General features: G+C 48.9%; 14 protein-coding genes. 8 read left to right on the forward strand and 6 right to left on the reverse strand.

Going from position 1 to position 18,252, the window contains the following annotated elements; translation table 11 throughout:
• Positions 1 to 59: 59 nt before the first annotated feature.
• From ACO0LD_RS06095 to ACO0LD_RS06115, 5 genes are all read right to left on the reverse strand, one after another.
• Positions 60 to 1,946: an MFS transporter gene (locus ACO0LD_RS06095; protein ID WP_423004773.1), complete on the reverse strand. Its 1,887-nt coding sequence runs from the start codon at positions 1,944 to 1,946 to the stop codon at positions 60 to 62.
• 89 nt (positions 1,947 to 2,035) lie between these two features.
• Entirely contained in the window at positions 2,036 to 2,767 is a 732-nt protein-coding gene (locus tag ACO0LD_RS06100) for a polysaccharide deacetylase family protein (RefSeq protein ID WP_423004775.1), read from the reverse strand.
• A 2-nt stretch (positions 2,768 to 2,769) separates the two neighbouring features.
• Positions 2,770 to 4,167: a hypothetical protein gene (locus ACO0LD_RS06105; RefSeq protein WP_423004777.1), complete on the reverse strand. Its 1,398-nt coding sequence runs from the start codon at positions 4,165 to 4,167 to the stop codon at positions 2,770 to 2,772.
• A 7-nt stretch (positions 4,168 to 4,174) separates the two neighbouring features.
• On the reverse strand, positions 4,175 to 4,888 hold the full coding sequence (gene lolD / locus ACO0LD_RS06110) for a lipoprotein-releasing ABC transporter ATP-binding protein LolD (RefSeq protein ID WP_423004779.1): 714 nt from the start codon (positions 4,886 to 4,888) through the stop codon (positions 4,175 to 4,177).
• On the reverse strand, positions 4,881 to 6,137 hold the full coding sequence (locus ACO0LD_RS06115) for a lipoprotein-releasing ABC transporter permease subunit (RefSeq protein WP_423004781.1): 1,257 nt from the start codon (positions 6,135 to 6,137) through the stop codon (positions 4,881 to 4,883). Before ACO0LD_RS06115 ends, lolD begins: the two co-directional genes overlap by 8 nt.
• Before the next feature lie 65 nt (positions 6,138 to 6,202).
• Here ACO0LD_RS06115 and ACO0LD_RS06120 point away from each other — a divergent pair, with 65 nt between their 5' ends.
• Both ACO0LD_RS06120 and recJ read left to right on the forward strand, forming a co-directional pair.
• On the forward strand, positions 6,203 to 7,198 hold the full coding sequence (locus tag ACO0LD_RS06120) for a hypothetical protein (RefSeq protein ID WP_423004783.1): 996 nt from the start codon (positions 6,203 to 6,205) through the stop codon (positions 7,196 to 7,198).
• Positions 7,195 to 8,883: a single-stranded-DNA-specific exonuclease RecJ gene (gene recJ, locus ACO0LD_RS06125; RefSeq protein ID WP_423004785.1), complete on the forward strand. Its 1,689-nt coding sequence runs from the start codon at positions 7,195 to 7,197 to the stop codon at positions 8,881 to 8,883. Before ACO0LD_RS06120 ends, recJ begins: the two co-directional genes overlap by 4 nt.
• Before the next feature lie 22 nt (positions 8,884 to 8,905).
• Here recJ and ACO0LD_RS06130 read toward each other — a convergent pair whose 3' ends face one another.
• Complete coding sequence (locus ACO0LD_RS06130) at positions 8,906 to 9,619, reverse strand: dienelactone hydrolase family protein (protein ID WP_423004787.1); 714 nt, start codon at positions 9,617 to 9,619, stop codon at positions 8,906 to 8,908.
• A gap of 348 nt (positions 9,620 to 9,967) precedes the next feature.
• Between ACO0LD_RS06130 and ACO0LD_RS06135 the strand changes: the two genes are divergently transcribed.
• From ACO0LD_RS06135 to ACO0LD_RS06160, 6 genes are all read left to right on the forward strand, one after another.
• Positions 9,968 to 11,587: an ABC transporter substrate-binding protein gene (locus ACO0LD_RS06135; RefSeq protein WP_423004789.1), complete on the forward strand. Its 1,620-nt coding sequence runs from the start codon at positions 9,968 to 9,970 to the stop codon at positions 11,585 to 11,587.
• Positions 11,588 to 11,719: 132 nt separating this feature from the next.
• Positions 11,720 to 12,724: an ABC transporter permease subunit gene (locus tag ACO0LD_RS06140; RefSeq protein WP_423004791.1), complete on the forward strand. Its 1,005-nt coding sequence runs from the start codon at positions 11,720 to 11,722 to the stop codon at positions 12,722 to 12,724.
• A gap of 56 nt (positions 12,725 to 12,780) precedes the next feature.
• Entirely contained in the window at positions 12,781 to 13,716 is a 936-nt protein-coding gene (locus ACO0LD_RS06145) for an ABC transporter permease subunit (protein ID WP_423004793.1), read from the forward strand.
• Between the two features lie 13 nt (positions 13,717 to 13,729).
• Positions 13,730 to 14,746 (forward strand): dipeptide ABC transporter ATP-binding protein, encoded by a 1,017-nt coding sequence (gene dppD / locus ACO0LD_RS06150; protein ID WP_423004795.1) that lies wholly within the window; start codon positions 13,730 to 13,732, stop codon positions 14,744 to 14,746.
• Complete coding sequence (locus ACO0LD_RS06155) at positions 14,746 to 15,732, forward strand: peptide ABC transporter ATP-binding protein (RefSeq protein ID WP_423005039.1); 987 nt, start codon at positions 14,746 to 14,748, stop codon at positions 15,730 to 15,732. The genes dppD and ACO0LD_RS06155 overlap by 1 nt, the downstream gene beginning before the upstream one ends.
• Positions 15,733 to 15,923: 191 nt before the next feature.
• Positions 15,924 to 17,954, forward strand: coding sequence for a M13 family metallopeptidase (locus ACO0LD_RS06160; RefSeq protein ID WP_423005041.1), 2,031 nt, complete (start codon positions 15,924 to 15,926; stop codon positions 17,952 to 17,954).
• Positions 17,955 to 18,252 lie beyond the last annotated feature (298 nt).

Genomic DNA, 18,252 nt, shown 5'->3' on the forward strand with positions numbered 1-18,252 from the left:
TACTTGAATAAGCTTAACGAAACTTAACCAAGCTTAGAGATTAAGCTGAGAGTTGAATTTTATTTCCACTCCCCGCGCAACTCGCTGACTTTTTCCTGCAAGACTTGAGGAGTAACATCCTGCGGCTGCATGACATCGCCCACCACCAGTTCCAGCTTGGAAAACGGCCCGCGACGGAATGCGCGTTCAAAAGTATTACTCTTGTCACGCGACAGGACACTACCCCACAAACCACGCAGGGCCAATGGATAGACCGGAACTGGGCTACGCTCCAGTATCTTCATGATGCCACCTTTGAATTCATTCAACTCACCTGTCGCAGTCAATTTACCCTCCGGAAAAATGCAGACCAGATCACCTTCATGCAAAGCCTGGGCAACATCAATAAAGGATTTCTCCATCAGCCATGGATCTTCTTTTGCTGGCGCAATAGGAATGGCTTTTGCGGTACGGAATACCCAGGACAGGAAAGGTATTTTAAATATCCTGTGGTCCATGACAAAGCGCACTGGCCTCGGGCTTGATGCCATGATGACGATGGCATCCATGTAGCTGACATGATTACAGACCAGTATGCCAGCACCTTCATCTGGTATGCGGTCAGTGTTGATGGTCTTGACCTTGTAGATGGTGTGTATCAGCAGCCAGGCAATAAAGCGCATCAGGAATTCTGGCACCAGGCTGAATATATAGATCGCCACGATGGCATTCAGGATGGCGGTTGCCATGAAGATTTGCGGTATCGTAAAACCTTTTTCCAGCATGGCCACTGCAGACAATGAGGCAACCACCATGAACAAGGCGTTCAGGATGTTCATGCCCGCTATCGTGCGTGACAGATGTTTGGGATCGCAACGTGTCTGTATCAAGGCAAACAAAGGCACGATGTATAAACCGCCGAAGACACCTATCATCGTGATATCAAACAAAATATGCAAACTGCCGGTCTGCTTGACAAACTCCATAGCACCCACGGTAGCGATATTGGTATAACTGATGCTGGCCAGATAGAGATCAAAACCAAATACAGACAAGCCTATGGCACCAAATGGCACCAGACCAATCTCCACTTTATGACCAGACAATTTTTCGCACAACAAGGAACCAGCGCCGATACCAAAAGAGAAAATCGTCAACAAGAGTACGAAGACACTATGATCGCCATGCAGATAATCCTTTGCGTACTGAGGAAATTGCGCCAGTACGATAGCACCATAAAACCAGAACCACGAGTTACCCAATAAAGACAAAAATACCGGGCGGTTTTGTTTACTGAAGCTGATATTCCTGATGGTTTCAGTTGCCGGGTTCCAGTTGATTTTCAATTCTGGTGAGGGCGCTGGCGAATCTGGGATACGCAATGCCGTCAGGTAGCCCATGATGGCAACAACTATCGCACCACCGGCCACCAGTTCAGTACCCCATGGCTTGTGCACAACCAGCATGGCACCCAGGATTTCACCAAGTAAAATGCCAACAAAGGTACCCATTTCTATCAGGCCATTACCGCCGACCAGTTCATCTGTCTTCAGATGTTGAGGCAGGTAAGCATATTTGACCGGGCCAAACAAAGTGGAATGTATACCCATGCCGCAAACGGCAGCAATCAAGAGCCACAAGTTATGTGTTTGCCAGCCGACAGCCGCTACCAGCATGATGCCAATTTCGAGCAACTTGACCTTGCGGGCCATGCTGCCTTTTTCAAATTTGTCAGCCAATTGCCCTGAAGTCGCAGAAAACAGCACGAAAGGCAAAATAAATAGGCCTGGTATCAAGTTATTGAGCAGCCCAACTTTCATGTCCGTCCAGGACAATGCGTCATACGTCAGTATGGTCAGCAAGGCTGTCTTGAACACATTGTCATTGAATGCACCAAGAAACTGGGTCCAAAAGAATGGAGCAAAGCGGCGCTGTGACAGCAGGGTAAACTGGCTATGTTGGCTCATGGATGTTGTCTGCTATCTAGAAATTAAGATTAAAACTGCAAGAATTGTAACTTACCCAAGTCTGAATTAAATAAAAACCATGTACACCGTCAGGAAAGAAAAAAATCAATTGCTTTGTGCACTGGCAATATCTGGCAACTTTCTTGTGTGGCCGTCTGCAAGGCACTTTCTAACAAAGCTGGGGTTGTCCCCCATGGGCCAGGTGATTCACTGACTTCATGGCTATATAAAATCAACCAGCCCCCCTCAGAAGCAGTATGCTTGATCAGTGCACCAATTTCATCTTCATTATTGTTAGCCGAATATAAAGCTTGCGCACGCAAGGCAGACAAATCAGCACGCCCTGTCTGGGTACCGCCTCCGGTAATGCGGTTATATGCGAATCGTTTGGAAGCCGCCAGTTTACTACCCAGGTCATAAGCACCAAAGGGAAAAGCGAAACCATGATTGGTGATGCCGTGCTGTTTGAAAAAAGCCTGATTGCGCTCCCAGTCCTCTAGCAAAAAATGGGAAGTAGCATTGGCGCAGTTGGTATGCGAATAGGTGTGGCAGCCAATTTCATGCTCATTTTCTATCAAGCGCTGTAAGTCTTGTACACTATGACAAGGCTGATTTTGCTCGACACCATCGGTCAGGCTGCCGCATATATAGAAAGTGCCGCGTGCCTGGTATAACTCCAGCAGCATGGCACCCTGATGGCAGGCACTGGCCGGCACATCATCAAAACTGAAACTGACTACTCCCCTGCCCTTATTCAATGGCAACCAGCGATTTGCTGAGTGGCGTGCCGCGAAGCGGCTTATTTTTTGTGTTAGCCCCATGATCAGCGCAAACTATCCGAGGCACTCAAGGAATGTTGGTAGCGTTTCAAACCCATACGCGAATTACTCCCCGGCAAATTTTCGTAGGTATATTCGAATCCCAGTTTAATCACGGCCTGCTTCAAATTCACGCCATCAGATTCACGCTGGACTTTTTCATAAAAACTATCAAGAACCAGGCGAAAACCTCGCTCAAACTCATAAGCACCGCCAAAACCTACGCGTATCAATTTTTCTTTGCGCGAGGTGCCGTCAGCCAGTGTCGCCAGACGCGGCACCAATACATTATCGCTATTTTGAAAAAGCGTGGAGAAATTCATTTGTGATTTGTCTGAATACTTCCACTGTGCATCGAAGCGCACTGCCTTGCTCAGCACATAGACCACGGTGCGGTCTACAATCGTAAAAGGCCGGTCCCATAGCTGCAAATCAAGGCGCACTTTAGGTGAGTAATGGTAGGTGCCACGCAGCAGAATATTCGACAAATTGGTATCGCGCTCTGTCAGCACATCATACTTGCGCCTGATCACACCCAGATGTGCACTGGTGACGGACTTGCTACTGTAGCGCCATTCAGCATCGAGAAATACTTCAGACTCTTTATATGCTTTATCGAGGTCAGCAATATCCTGCTCATTCCTGTCCGGAAAACTGGTTTCCGACAAACGAGTACCAATTTCGACACTGGAACCAGTCGGTGAATAATAACGCCCACTTAATTGTCTGCCACGTTCATCAAAGTTATATAACTGATTCAGAGGCAAATCGTAATTCAGTCCAGCTCTGTCCAGGCTGACGTTCAAAGACCATTCATCAGTCAGTTTAAAGTTGATATTGGCAGCGGCACGTTTTTGGTGCGAGATATCTTTATCTGTCAGGCTGCCGTTAATGTATTGGAATAATCGGTCTTCTTTACCGGCGGTGATTTGACCATTGACAATTTTTCCGGCTGCCCATTGAAGGGTGGCATCAGCAGCCTTCAAGTTGTGGTCAAGGTCCTTATAATTTTTATAGTGCCGCTTACCAAGTGAACCTGTCAAAATCAGACGGGTGCGGTCAGATAGAATGGGAATTATGGCACCCGCCCTTATATCGGTACCAGTAATGCTGTCACGGTCGCGAAACTGCTTATCGGGTGCAAGGACAGGTTGGTCAGGCTGATCGACTAGATCAGGCTGACCAGGTTTGGCTGTCTGTTCGTAAAACCGAAAGGGATTACTGTCACTGGTCAACGAAGTTTCCAGTTGCAAGACCAGCTCCACTGTATCTGCCGCATATACAGATGGAGTCAATACGAATAAAAAGCCAAACACCAGCCAGCCACCTGGTCTGGTAGAAAAATGAGCTGTGGAAGACGCACGATGACGTTTCCTGAAATTCATTTTGCTGGTTTTTTGCATGCCATTTCTATTGTAATTGCAGGCCACTATCAGTTAAACGGAAAACACGGTCACAGCGCCCGGCCAATTCTGCATCGTGGGTAACGATAACAAAAGCGGTACCCAGAGTACGAGACAATTCCAGCATCAGCGCAAATACCTGTTGTGCCGTACTGCCATCCAGATTACCGGTAGGCTCATCTGCCAATACACAAGCTGGCTGGGTGACCAGTGCGCGCGCCAGAGCCACGCGCTGCCGTTCACCACCGGATAACTCACCAGGCACATGCTTGAGCCTGTGACCAAGCCCGACTTTTTCCAAAATGGCTTGTGCTATTTTTTGCGCTTCCGTCCGTGCCATGCGACGGATGATGAGTGGCATGGCGACATTATCCAGTGCTGAAAACTCAGGCAGCAAATGATGGAACTGGTACACAAAACCAAGGGCATGATTACGCAAAGTACCGCGGGCTGCTTCGTTCAAACTGGCAAAATCCTTGCCTTGCAAGGTTACAGTGCCTTTGCTGGGAGTATCCAGGCCACCCAGCAAATGCAGCAAAGTGGATTTGCCGCAGCCAGAAGCGCCTATGATGGCAACCCGCTCACCCCGGAAGATACTGAGGTTGATTTCTTTCAGGACATTGACAGATTCCAGCCCTTGCGAAAATGTTTTACCCAGATCACTGCAAGACAAAACCGCTTCTTGCTTACTGTCTTGTTTGTTCAATACTTGATCACTCATAACGCAATGCCTCCGCAGGTTTCACGCGTGAAGCACGCCAACTAGGATAAATTGTGGCCAGCATGGCCAGGATCAGGGCAACACTGCCGATAGTCAGTACATCGGATAACTGTACATCCGATGGCAACTTGCTGATGACATATACTTCTTTGGAAAGCAGCTGTATACCCAGAATGCTTTCTATAAAAGGCACGATGACATCAATATTCAGGGAAATTAATAAACCCATGCCCACGCCTGAAAGTGTACCCAGGCAACCAACTATTGTCCCCTGTATTACAAATATTTTCATGATGGATGAGGGTGCCGCACCCAGGGTGCGCAAGATGGCAATATCAGCCTGCTTGTCCGTCACCGTCATGACCAGGGTAGAAACCAGATTAAAAGCCGCCACCGCAATGATTAGCGTCAGGATGATGAACATCATGGTTTTTTCTGCTTTTACCGCAGCAAAATACACTTTATTCTGTTGCGACCAGTCACGTATCAGCAAATCACCAGACAAGGTACGCGACAGATCAAGAGCAACTTGAGGGGCCTTGAGCATTTCCTTGATGCGCAAACGCAGACCAGATGGAGAATTCAAACGGAAGAATTTTTGCGCGTCTTCTATATGCATGAATGCCATGCCAGAGTCATATTCATAGTGACCAGCTTCAAATATACCAACCACATTGAACGCTTTCAAGCGGGGTACGACCCCTGCCGGCGTCATCTGCCCTTCTGGTGCGGCCAGAGTAATTTTTTCACCTATGCGCACCCGCAAGCTGCTTGCCAGTGCAGAACCCAGCACAATATTGAATTCACCCGGCTTGAGGTCTGCCCATTTGCCATACTTGATCTTGCTCGCTACATCCGAGACCTTGGGTTCTTCCTCCGGCAAGATGCCCCTGATGATGACGCCGCGCATGACATCTTCGCGAATGATCATAGCCTGACCATCAACGTAGGGGGCAGTACCGGTGACTGCAGGATTTTTTTGCACTTCCAGCGCAGTTGCACGCCAGTCAGGCAAGGCACCACTGGCATCAAAGACTTCAACGTGAGCCAGCACGGACAACATACGATCCCGCACTTCTTTCTGGAAACCATTCATGACTGAAATAACAACAATCATGGCTGCCACACCCAGCCCTATTCCCGCCATGGAGATCAGCGAGATAAAAGAAATAAAACCATTACGACCACTACGCCGTCCGGCACGCGTATAACGCAAGCCAACCAGCCATTCAAAGGAGAGATTTTTCACTGCATTTACACTTGTTATGAAGGCAGCCAGCAGTTTGCCATACGTTTGCCCTACAATACAGCACTATGAGCCATTTAGAATTGATAATCCCGTTCGGGATACCACCAGCAAACCTTGCCAAAGACCTGTTAAAAGAAATGCATACCCCGGCTTTGCTCAGGTTAATTGCCTGTGCAGGCAAAGCGCAGGTGCAGTCTGCAGACGATTTTTCGCGCGCACTGAGCTATGAATACTGGCTTGCTGACGGGTTTCCACCCAAAGAAAACGCAAATAGCCCATCCAGTGCCTGGAACCGCATGCAATCACATGGTCTGACACCTGAGGCCGGTCATTGGTTCATCTTGCAGCCAGTACACATCCATATTGCCCGTGATCATCTGGTGCTGACAGATCAGCGACGCCTGAATATCAGCGAAGCCGAATCTCACCCTTTGTTTGAACAGGCTAAAGCGAGTTGCGAAGAAATGGGGCTGCAACTCTTGTTCGGTGACGCGCAGACCTGGTTCTTGCGCGCTGACGACTGGGCAGACCTGCAAACAGCCACGGTAGATGCCGCTTGCGGCCATAATATTGACATCTGGATGCCTAAGGGCGAGTTTGAACGCCCATGGCGCAAGCTGCAAAATGAAATACAAATGCAGTGGTTTACCCATGACATCAATGCCCAGCGCGAGGTGCGCGGTGCAAAAGTCATCAATTCTGTCTGGATATCAGGAGGCGCGCAGAGTCTGAATCCGGACCTGAAGCAAGTTAGTCTGGCGGGTGACTACACGCAACATCTGTCTCAGTCACAAGCAGCGAATCAACAGATACCTGTTTTGCTCAGCAATCTATGTGAAGCTGCAATCAATAACGACTGGGCGTTATGGCTGGATAATATGCATGAACTGGAAAAAAACTGGTTTTCTCCTTTGCTGGCAGGTTTGCAGAATAAACAAATCACCGGTTTGAAACTGAACTTCAGCGATGCCCACAGAATAGCCAGCTTTGACCTGACACCCTGGTCTCTACGCAAATTCTGGGTCAAACCCTCATTACATCACTTATTTTCGATTTCATGACACGCATTACTGTACGCCCCTGCCCTTTCCGTGAATCTGAAATGTTGCGCCAAAGTGGCCTGCACCCTGTGCTGGCACGCCTGTATGCCTCCCGCGGTGCAACAGGAGAGAAAGAACTCAGCACTGAGTTGAATGCCATGTTGCCACCTGCCGGGCTCTTGCATATAGACCAGGCTGCAAAGTTTTTGGCAGATGCCATCGCGCAAAATAAAAAACTGGTCATCGTGGCCGATTATGACTGCGATGGTGCCACTGCCTGCGCAGTCGGCTTGCGTGGTTTGCGTATGCTGGGGGCAAATGTTGATTACATCGTGCCGAACCGCTTTGAATATGGCTATGGCCTGACGCCAGAAATTGTCGCATTGACGCAAAAAGAAAAATCGCCAGACGTCATTGTCACTGTCGATAATGGCATTGCCAGTGTGGATGGCGTGGCAGCGGCCAATGCCCAGGGCATTGCCGTGGTCGTCACCGATCACCACTTGCCGGGCGACCTTTTGCCGGACGCTGCCGTCATCGTCAATCCCAACCAGCCTGAATGCGGCTTCCCCAGCAAGAACCTGGCCGGGGTTGGTGTCATGTTCTACGTATTGCTGGCTTTGCGGGCAGAATTGCGTCAACGCGGCGTATTCGACCAGCAAAATCAACCCAAGCTGGATACTTTGCTGGATTTGGTTGCCTTAGGTACAGTTGCCGACGTAGTCAAACTGGACGCCAATAACCGCATCCTGGTAGCGCAAGGCCTGAAGCGTATGCGCGCTGGCCGCATGTGTGCAGGCATAGCTGCCTTGTTCCGCGTAGCTGGCCGTGAACCGCGCAACGCCAGCCCCTTTGACCTTGGTTTTGCCTTAGGCCCCAGGCTAAACGCTGCTGGCCGCCTGGCTGATATGGCACTCGGCATAGAATGTCTGACCACGGATGATGAAGGCCGTGCCTGGCAAATCGCCCAGGAACTAAACAGCATCAATGCGGACCGCAAAGACATAGAACGTGAAATGCAGGACGTCGCTCTGCTGCACCTTGATGATTTCCAGCCGCAGGACAGCAACACCATTACGGTGTTTGATGAAAGCTGGCATCAGGGTGTTATCGGTATAGTCGCCTCACGCCTGAAAGACAAGTTTTACCGTCCGACCATTACCTTTGCCCCCGGCGGTGAAGGATTGATCAAGGGTTCAGGCCGGTCCATACCAGGCTTCCATTTGCGCGATGCACTTGATCTGGTGTCCAAACACGCGCCCAGCCTGATACAAAAATTCGGCGGCCATGCGATGGCAGCTGGCCTGACTTTACGCGCTGAAGATTTCCCTGCATTCCAGCAGGCTTTTGAATCAGTAGGGAAAAGCTGGTTACAGACACACCAGCTTGAGCGTGTCGTAGAAACAGATGGTCCACTGGAAGATGCCTATTACACGACAGACTTTATCCGCCTGCTGGATACGCAGGTATGGGGGCAAGGCTTTCCACCCCCTATATTTTGTGATGACTTTAAACTGATCTCGCAAAGGATATTAAAAGAGCGCCATCTGAAGCTGGTGCTTGAAAAAAACAAACTCAGATATGATGCCATCTGGTTTGGCCATACCGACACCCTGCCGGAAAACGTCCATGTCGCTTTCAGACTGGACGCCAATGAATACAATGGAGTGACCAGGGTACAGTTAATGGTTGAGCATATAGACTAACCTTACTAGACGTGAAACTCCTTTATTCAAGCAAAAAACGCTCAACATGGTTGGCCAGCAATTGCAGATTACGGTCAAATTTGCTGGCTGCCATTGCCGCATCGGCATCAGGTACTTCCAGGCTGTGGTTGCCGTCCAGTACAACAATATTGAACTTGGCGGATGTGTTTGCAATCGATGTACTTGCTACAAACTGGTTCAGGGCTTCCAGCTCACAATGGGGATCGGCGTTTCCGGCAAGCATAAGGACGGGCCGGTTCTCATGTCCAGCATCCGGGTAATTTTCCCTGACGAGGTTTAGCTCATCCTCTCCTGACTTGTCCGCCATGCATAGTGGCGTCAGCAAGACACAGCTTTTCAATCCAGTCTCTTCCCTAAAGGCGCGCCAAGCTACAATGGAGCCAAAAGATTTGCCAGCGACAGATATTTGCTCCTGCTGTATGCGGTCATCATTTCTTGCCAGGTTCAATACCAATAGCATGTCTTGCAGTTCCGCAGCCAGATCATCCTCTGGTTGGCCACTGGCAGAATCCGCCGTATAAAAAGCCCAGTTAAACCGGAATACAGCAAAGCCTTGCGACAATAAATGACTGGCGATTTGCGCAATGACTGGCCTGTGCATGTCATAGCGCAAACCTGGTGCAAATATCAATGCCGGGAATGGCCCGGTTCCAGCAGGGAATTCTGCAAGAACTTCTACTATTTTGCGGTCAGGTTTGACGATTTTTTCAGTCATGGAATGCATGAATTTTTAAATTTGATTGATTTTCTGTTTTTGCTTATACGCTGAGCTTATATAAAACTTCGATACCGGAATATATTTCTTGCTTCCATGCAGACCAAGACAAAAGCCAATCACCGCAGTGCATCATATTTGCAACATCCGGCAAATCTTCTTTGCAAGTGAATCGGCTCAATAGCTTCATTCAGGTTTGGTCGTTTTATTTTCAAAATTTTCTTCGGGCTTGTAACAAAATAATACAAATCTTATCGAATTGCTGCACAATACAAAAATCTGTGCAGTCGGCTATGGCACAATCGTTTTGTCGTTTTTACTGGTACTTATTCACTGTGGAGAGTCTGGATGAAAAAAGGTAATTGGCTGTTGAAGACTGGTGCTTTGGTTGTCATTGGCGCATTTGCAGGTTTGCATGCTGGTGCAGCGATGGCTGCAAAGACTTTGGTATTTTGCTCTGAAGGTAGTCCAGAAGGTTTTAATCCGCAATTCTTTACCACTGGCACGACTGCAGATGCAGGTTCAGTACCCATGTATAACCGCCTGGTAGAAATGGAAACCGGTACCACCAATATCACCCCTGCCCTGGCAGAATCCTGGGATATTTCTGCTGATGGCCTGACCTACACCTTCAAGCTGCGCAAGGGCGTCAAGTTCCATACTAATGCCAAGTTCAAACCCAGCCGTGACCTGAATGCTGACGATATACTTTTCAGCTTTTACCGCATGGCGGATGAAAATCATCCCTTCCATAAAAATACACCTGGACAAACCTATGCCTACTTCCAGGATCTGGGCATTAACAAGATCGTTGATAAACTTGAAAAAGTCGATGACCTGACCGTACGCTTTAAACTCAAACGTCAGGAAGCACCTTTTCTCGCCACACTGACAATGGACTTCATGTCTGTTCATTCTGCTGAATATGCGCAGAAAATGAAGGCGGCAGGAACACCAGAACTGATCGATAAAGAAATCATAGGCACAGGCGCATTCCAGTTCGTCTCTTACCAAAAAGATGCCATCATCCGCTACAAGGCACATGATGGATATTGGGATGGGCGCCCGAAAATCGACAACCTGGTATATGCAATCACCCCGGATGCATCGGTACGTTATGCCAAACTCAAGGCGGGCGAATGCCATGTCATGGCTTTGCCAAAACCGGCAGATGTGGAATTGATGAAGAGCGATCCCAATATCAAACTGCTGTCACAACAAGGCTTGAATATTGGCTACGTCGGCTTTAATGTGGAGAAAAAACCTTTTGATAACAAGCTGGTGCGTCAGGCTTTGAATCTGGCTGTTGACCGTGCATCGATATTGAAATCTGTCTACGCAGGCACAGGACAAATCGCCAAGAACGTTATCCCTCCTACCATGTGGTCGTATAACGACAAGATCAAGGAATATCCTTACGATGTCGCCCAGGCCAAAGAATTGCTGGCAAAGGCAGGCTATGCGAATGGCCTGGAAGTTGAGCTCTGGTATTTGCCGGTGTCCCGCCCCTACAATCCAGACGGCAAGCGCATGGCTGAACTGATCCAGGCAGACTGGGCCAAAGTTGGTGTCAAAACCAAGCTGACCACTTACGAATGGACAGAGTATAAAAAACGCAGCAAAACTGGTGAGCAGCATGCCATGATGTTTGGCTGGTCTGGCGACAATGGTGACCCAGATAATTTCTTTGAACCAATTTTGGGCTGTGAAGCGGTCAAAGGCGGCGGCAATATCCCAAGGTGGTGCAATAAGGATTATGAAGATTTGATCCAAAAAGCCAAATTGACACCCAAACAAAGCGAAAGAGCCAAACTTTATGAAAAAGCCCAGGAAATAGTACGCGAGGAAGCGCCTTTGCTGCTACTGGCACACTCTTTGCGCTACACACCAGTGCGCAAGAATGTGATTGGCTTCAAAATGGATTCCACTGCACATCATTACTTTAAAAAAGTAGATTTGGATAAATAAGCATTTCCCAAGCGTGGCACTAATTTGCAAGTTTTTTGCAAATTAGTGCCACCGTTGTATCTGACGCGCTGTTTTCAGGTTATCTGAAACTGATTGTTGTCCTGATGGATTTTGTTTGAAAAAGGTTTTTCGATGCTGGGTTTTATTCTCCGACGCCTGGGTGTAGTCATCCCCACTTTCCTTGGCATCACGCTGCTGGTTTTTTCATTGATACACTTGATACCTGGTAATGTTGTAGAAGCCATGACGGGCGAGCGCGGTATGGATGCAGAGCGCTATGCCAGCCTTATGCACCTGTATGGACTCGATCAGCCTTTATACCAGCAGTATTTTTCTTATCTGGGCAAGGTCTTGCAGGGTGATCTGGGTCGATCCATCATCACGCAAGAACTGGTCAGCAAAGAATTTTTCACCCTGTTCCCGGCAACACTGGAATTGTCGCTATGCGCAATCATTTTTGCGGTTGTGCTTGGTCTGCCAGCGGGTATATTGGCCGCATTGAAGCGCAATACCTTTCTTGATTATTCTGTGATGGGCGCTTCCCTGACTGGTTATTCCATGCCTATTTTTTGGTGGGCGCTCTTGCTCATCCTGATGTTTTCTGTGACCCTGGGCTGGACACCGGTGTCTGGCCGTATCGATATTTTGTTTGATCTGCCGCATGTGACTGGATTGATGCTGGTCGATAGCCTGCTGTCAGGCGAAGAAGGTGCTTTCAAATCAGCCGTCATGCATCTGATCTTGCCTGCTATTGCACTTGGTACGATTCCACTGGCTGTCATTGCCCGCATGACCCGCTCTGCGATGCTGGAAGTATTAAAAGAAGATTATGTGCGCACGGCACGCGCCAAAGGCATGTCATGGATGCGGGTAGTCTGGGTGCATGCCTTGCGCAATGCCCTGATACCTGTCATCACCGTTATTGGTATGCAAGTCGGTACATTGCTGGCTGGTGCCATCCTGACTGAAACTATTTTCTCCTGGCCTGGCATAGGCAAATGGCTGATTGAAGCGATACAGAGGCGTGATTACCCAACCGTGCAAGGTGGAATATTACTGATCGCCACCATCGTCATCACCGTCAACCTGATTGTCGACGTGCTGTATGGTGTGATCAATCCACGCATACGCCATTAATACAATGCGGCCATACGTAATTTCACTCATCATTTAAAAGATTTGATCGCAGAATTATGAGCAATACCAATTTACCTGCCAATGCAGTAGCTGCTACCGCAAACTTGTCACCGCCTCACCCACTACTTGAATTTTGGCATTACTTTAAACAAAATCGCGGTGCCGTCATCGGCCTGGTGCTGGTTGGCATACTCTGTCTGTGTGCCTTGTTTGCTGAATGGATAGCTCCGCATTCTGCCATAGAACAATTTCGTGAATCTACGCTGGCCCCTCCTGCCTGGACAGCAACGGGTAGTAGTAAATTTATTTTGGGCACTGATCCGGTTGGCCGTGATATTTTGTCCCGCCTCATTCATGGCTCACGCCTGTCGCTGTTCATAGGCCTGGTATCGGTCACTCTATCCATGAGTGTCGGCGTGACCCTGGGCTTGATCGCAGGTTTTTCACGTAGCTGGACCGGGCGCTTCGCACGCATGCTGGAAACGATCATCGTGCGCTTCATGGATATCCTGCAAGCCCTGCCCAGCCTGTTACTGGCAATCGCAGTCGTAGCCATACTCGGCCCTGGCCTGATGAATGCCATGTATGCTATTGCCATCGTCCTCATGCCTTCATATGCCAGGCTGACGCGTGCAGCAGTCAGTGGTGAGTTGAACAAGGATTACGTTAACGCCTCACGCATTGCAGGCGCTGGCAATTTGCGCCTGATGTTCAATTGTGTATTACCGAACTGCGCAGCCCCCATTATCGTCCAGGCTACACTGGGATTTTCCACGGCGATACTGGATGCCGCAGCTCTGGGTTTCCTGGGCCTTGGTGCACAACCGCCCACACCTGAATGGGGCTCAATGCTCGCCAGTGCCATGGAATTCATACAAAGCGCCTGGTGGGTAGTCACTTTCCCTGGTCTGGCAATCCTGATTTCTGTACTTGCCTTTAACCTCATGGGTGATGGCTTGCGCGACGCACTCGACCCCAAGTTAAAACGCTGAACAAAGATTCAACATGAAACCATTATTGGATATTAAAAATTTACGCGTTGAATTTGGCTCGGAAGCTCAGCCATTCAAGGCAGTTGATGGTCTTGACTTGTTCATAGAACAAGGTGAAGTGGTTGGCATCGTCGGCGAATCGGGTTCAGGTAAAAGTGTGACCTCTTTGGCCTTGATGGGGCTGATTGATTTCCCTGGCCGTGTACGTGCAGACCAGATGGAATTCGATGGACGTGACCTGCTGAAAATGAAGGATAAGGAAAGAAGGCAATTGCTGGGCAAGGATATTGCCATGATCTTCCAGGACCCCATGACCAGCCTGAACCCTTGCTACACAGTGGCCTTCCAGTTGATGGAAACCCTGCGCCTGCATCAGGGTGGCAAGGAAAAAGACTTGCGCGCCAAGGCACTGGCTTTATTGAAGCAGGTCGATATACCCGACCCGGAAAGGCGCATGAATGCCTATCCGCATCAACTCTCAGGCGGCATGAGCCAACGCGTGATGGTGGCTATTGCCATCGCCTGCAACCCACGCCTGCTGATTGCAGATGAACCTACCACTGCACTGGACGTTACCGTACAAGCGCAAATGCTGGAATTATTACTGCAATTGCAGCGTGAACGTGGCATGGCCCTGATGCTGATCACCCATGACTTGGCCGTGGTTGCCCAAACTGCCAAGCGCGTTGTAGTCATGTATGCAGGCCAGGTACTGGAAACTGGCACAGTGCCAGAAATATTCGACGCACCAAAACACCCTTACACCCAGGCCTTGCTGGCAGCTTTACCAGAACATAATCTTGGCAAGGCTCGTCTGCAAACTATCCCTGGCGTGGTACCTGGCCTTTATGACAGACCTGCAGGCTGCCTGCTGGCACCACGCTGCAGTTATGCGACCGAACGCTGTCAATCTGAAAGACCGCAATTGCAGGGACAGGAAAATGCCCAGGTACGTTGTCACTTCCCTCTGGATGCACAAGGCGTACCAGGTAATGGATGGCAAGCAACACAAATTAATCAGGCCGCATGATGCAAAATACCACTACTACTCCTGTATTACTGGAAGCAAAAAATCTGGCCAAGCATTATCCGGTATCACAAGGCTTTCTCAAACCCAAAGCACTGGCCAAAGCGTTGGATGGCGTCTCATTCCAGCTAACTGCTGGTAAAACCCTGGCCGTGGTTGGTGAATCAGGTTGTGGTAAATCCACTCTCGCACGCCAGATCACCATGATAGAAACGCCGAGCAGCGGTGAGTTGTGGATGGGTGGCAAAAATATTGCCCATGCCGACAAGCTCACACTCAAACAAGTGAGGCCTCTGGTGCAAATGGTGTTCCAGAACCCTTATGCCAGTTTGAACCCTCGTAAAAAAGTCGGGGCCATGCTGGAAGAACCGCTAGTGATCAACACTCGCCTGTCATCAAAAGAACGGGAAGAAAAAGCACGTGCCATGATGACAAAAGTAGGCTTGCGACCTGAACATTATGGACGCTACCCGCATATGTTTTCAGGTGGACAGAGACAGCGTATTGCTATCGCCCGGGCACTCATGCTTGATCCTGAAGTCATCGTCGCCGATGAACCAGTCTCAGCCCTGGATGTGTCTATACAGGCACAAGTACTGAATTTATTAATGGATTTGCAACAACAAAACGGTGTTGCCTATCTGTTCATCTCCCATAATCTGTCGGTGGTTGAGCATATAGCTGACGATGTGCTGGTCATGTATCTTGGGAAAACCGTTGAGCATGGCGACAAGCAAAGCATATTCAAACGCCCTCTGCACCCTTATACCCGGGCATTGCTCGCATCAACACCTCGTATTGACCCTTCGCAACGTCAGCAGAAAATGATGCTGGACGGCGAATTGCCGTCCCCACTGGCACCACCACCTGGATGTGCCTTCAATAATCGCTGTCCATATGCCAATGAAAGATGCCGTCAAGAAATGCCGCTACTGCGTTCGTTTGACAACACCTTGGTCGCCTGCCACAGAGTGGAAGAAATTACCTGAAACTTTTACTAAATCTCGCGAACTTCGTTAAACTCTTGCAGTCTTAAGCAGACGAGGAATTGTTGCAAACGATTTATTTACTTTTGCAATAATTACCAAAGACAGCCTAAAAGGCTGTCTTATTTTTATTCCTACCTTCACTCTCAGGAGACCCCAAAGTGAAAGCACAAGTACTTAGCGCTATCGCGCTGATGATCGCCGGCACAGTTGGCAGTCAGCTAGCAATTGCCGCAGAACCAGCAAAAGCGGCATCGGCGACACCAGTTCTGTTGTCAGGTATAGAATCCATGCATAACGATGCCACAGTGCGTGCCCAGGACGATTTTTTTCGCCATGCGAATGGCCGCTGGTTAAAAAATACCAAAATCCCTGCCGACAAATCTTCAGCCGGTGCCTTCATGGACTTGCGCGAAGCGACCATCCCGCATTTGCACTCCATCATCGAAAGTTTGTCCAAAACAAAAAATGAACCAGGAACAGATGCGCAAAAAATTGCGGATATGTATGCCAGTTACATGGATACGGCACACATTGAATCCCTGGGCCTGAAGCCTTTGCAAGCTGAATTTGCCAAAGTAGATGGCATGACGGACAAAAAACAGATTTCTGGTCTGATGGCATGGCTAAACCGTGCCAGTATAGGTGCGCCCTATGATTTCCAGGTTCATCAGGACAACAAGGACTCCACCAAATACGTATTTGACGTAACCCAGGCTGGTTTGGGTTTGCCTGACCGTGAGTATTACCTCAACAATGATGATGCGAAATTAAAAGATTTCCGCGCGAAGTATCAGAAGCATATAGCAAAAATGCTGACGCTTGCTGGTGACAAAGAGGCAGTAAAACATGCGGCAGATGTACTCGCGCTCGAAACAGAACTCGCAAAAATACAATGGACCAAGGTTGAACTGCGAGATCCAGTCAAGGCTTACAATAAAATTGAAATAAACAAACTTGATGCCTTGACACCAGGCTATGACTGGAATGCTTATCTTGCCGAAATGGGCGTCAAAGGCAAGGTCGATTACATCATCGTCAGCCAGCCTAGTTACCTGACAGGCCTGAGCAAGATTTTGCAAGATACGTCCCTGGAAAATCTCAAAGTCTATTTCAAATGGCATATCCTGCGTTCTGCCGCAGGACAGTTGCCAACAAAATTCAGCGATGAAAGTTTTGCGTTTAACTCCACGGTATTGTCTGGCGTTCCAAAACAGGAAGCACGCTGGAAACGTGGCGTGCGACTGGCGGATTCTGCACTCGGCGAAAGCTTGGGGAAACTTTATGTAGCCAGACACTTCCCAGCGGAAAGCAAAGCAAGAATGGAGCAACTGGTCAGCAATTTACTGCTGGCCTATAAACAAAGTATAGATACGCTGGACTGGATGAGCCCGGAAACAAAGAAAGAAGCACAGGCAAAGCTGGCCACTTTCACGCCGAAGATTGGCTATCCAAACAAATGGCGCGACTATTCTGGCTTGAACATTACGAAAGGCGATGCAGTCGGCAACTTGCGCAACGCCCGCATGTATGCCGCGCAATTTGAACTGAACAAGCTTGGCAAACCAGTAGATCGTGATGAATGGGGTATGACGCCACAAACCGTCAACGCCTATTACAATCCCGAGCTCAATGAGATCGTCTTCCCGGCAGCGATACTGCAACCGCCATTTTTCAATGCCAAGGCTGACGATGCAGTCAACTATGGTGGCATAGGTGCCGTCATTGGTCATGAAATCAGCCATGGCTTTGATGATCAGGGTGCGCAATATGACGGCGTGGGCAATTTGCGCGACTGGTGGACGAAAGAAGATCATGACAAATTCGCTGCCAAAACTGCTGTCCTGGTCAAGCAGTATGGGGCTTTCAGCCCTATTCCTGGCTACAAGGTTAACGGCGAATTGACCTTGGGTGAAAATATTGCAGACAACTCCGGCCTGGCAATTGCCTACAAAGCCTACAAATTGTCACTTGGTGGCAAACCAGCACCGGTCATTGGCGGGCTGACTGGCGACCAGCGTTTCTTCATGGGTTTTGCACAGGTATGGCGTGGAAAAATGCGTGAAGCAACTATGATTACGCGCCTGAAGACAGATCCGCACTCCCCAGGAGAAATCCGCGCAAATGGCAGCCTGCGCAACATGCAGGGCTTCTATGATGCCTACAAACTCAAGGAAGGTGACAAGATGTTCCTGACACCTGCTGAGCGTGTCAGTATCTGGTAACGACTGTCATCGTCATAGACTCACAGTCTAGCAACTGCAAGGCAGGTAACTACGTAATTCATGTTACCTGCCTTATTATTTGTCTTTTTACTTCTCACAACTTTCAACTGCTTATGTCATCGTATGTTGACTGGCCTCAAACACTTTTGACGCAAGCATACAAAATCATCAGTAATGCATCGAGAACTTAGAGTGCATATTGGAGCGGCATCAAGGCAAGTATTTATCATTTCGTAATTTCATTGTCAGGCTCGATGCGAAAAAATGCGCTATACCTGCCCCCCTCAAATTTAAATCC

It is taken from the genome of Undibacterium sp. Ji83W (assembly GCF_049340385.1).
In the GTDB taxonomy this organism is placed as follows: Bacteria; Pseudomonadota; Gammaproteobacteria; order Burkholderiales; family Burkholderiaceae_D; genus Undibacterium.

Excerpts from the sequence above, each read along its gene's own strand:
- ACO0LD_RS06140 (WP_423004791.1), top strand. The coding sequence starts at position 11,720 with ATGCTGGGTTTTATTCTCCGACGCCTGGGTGTAGTCATCCCCACTTTC.
- dppD (WP_423004795.1), top strand. The coding sequence starts at position 13,730 with ATGAAACCATTATTGGATATTAAAAATTTACGCGTTGAATTTGGCTCG.
- ACO0LD_RS06100 (WP_423004775.1), bottom strand. The coding sequence starts at position 2,767 with ATGGGGCTAACACAAAAAATAAGCCGCTTCGCGGCACGCCACTCAGCA.
- ACO0LD_RS06095 (WP_423004773.1), bottom strand. The coding sequence starts at position 1,946 with ATGAGCCAACATAGCCAGTTTACCCTGCTGTCACAGCGCCGCTTTGCT.
- ACO0LD_RS06155 (WP_423005039.1), top strand. The coding sequence starts at position 14,746 with ATGCAAAATACCACTACTACTCCTGTATTACTGGAAGCAAAAAATCTG.
- ACO0LD_RS06120 (WP_423004783.1), top strand. The coding sequence starts at position 6,203 with ATGAGCCATTTAGAATTGATAATCCCGTTCGGGATACCACCAGCAAAC.
- ACO0LD_RS06105 (WP_423004777.1), bottom strand. The coding sequence starts at position 4,167 with ATGCAAAAAACCAGCAAAATGAATTTCAGGAAACGTCATCGTGCGTCT.
- ACO0LD_RS06160 (WP_423005041.1), top strand. The coding sequence starts at position 15,924 with ATGATCGCCGGCACAGTTGGCAGTCAGCTAGCAATTGCCGCAGAACCA.
- ACO0LD_RS06130 (WP_423004787.1), bottom strand. The coding sequence starts at position 9,619 with ATGACTGAAAAAATCGTCAAACCTGACCGCAAAATAGTAGAAGTTCTT.
- ACO0LD_RS06135 (WP_423004789.1), top strand. The coding sequence starts at position 9,968 with ATGAAAAAAGGTAATTGGCTGTTGAAGACTGGTGCTTTGGTTGTCATT.
- ACO0LD_RS06145 (WP_423004793.1), top strand. The coding sequence starts at position 12,781 with ATGAGCAATACCAATTTACCTGCCAATGCAGTAGCTGCTACCGCAAAC.
- lolD (WP_423004779.1), bottom strand. The coding sequence starts at position 4,888 with ATGAGTGATCAAGTATTGAACAAACAAGACAGTAAGCAAGAAGCGGTT.
- recJ (WP_423004785.1), top strand. The coding sequence starts at position 7,195 with ATGACACGCATTACTGTACGCCCCTGCCCTTTCCGTGAATCTGAAATG.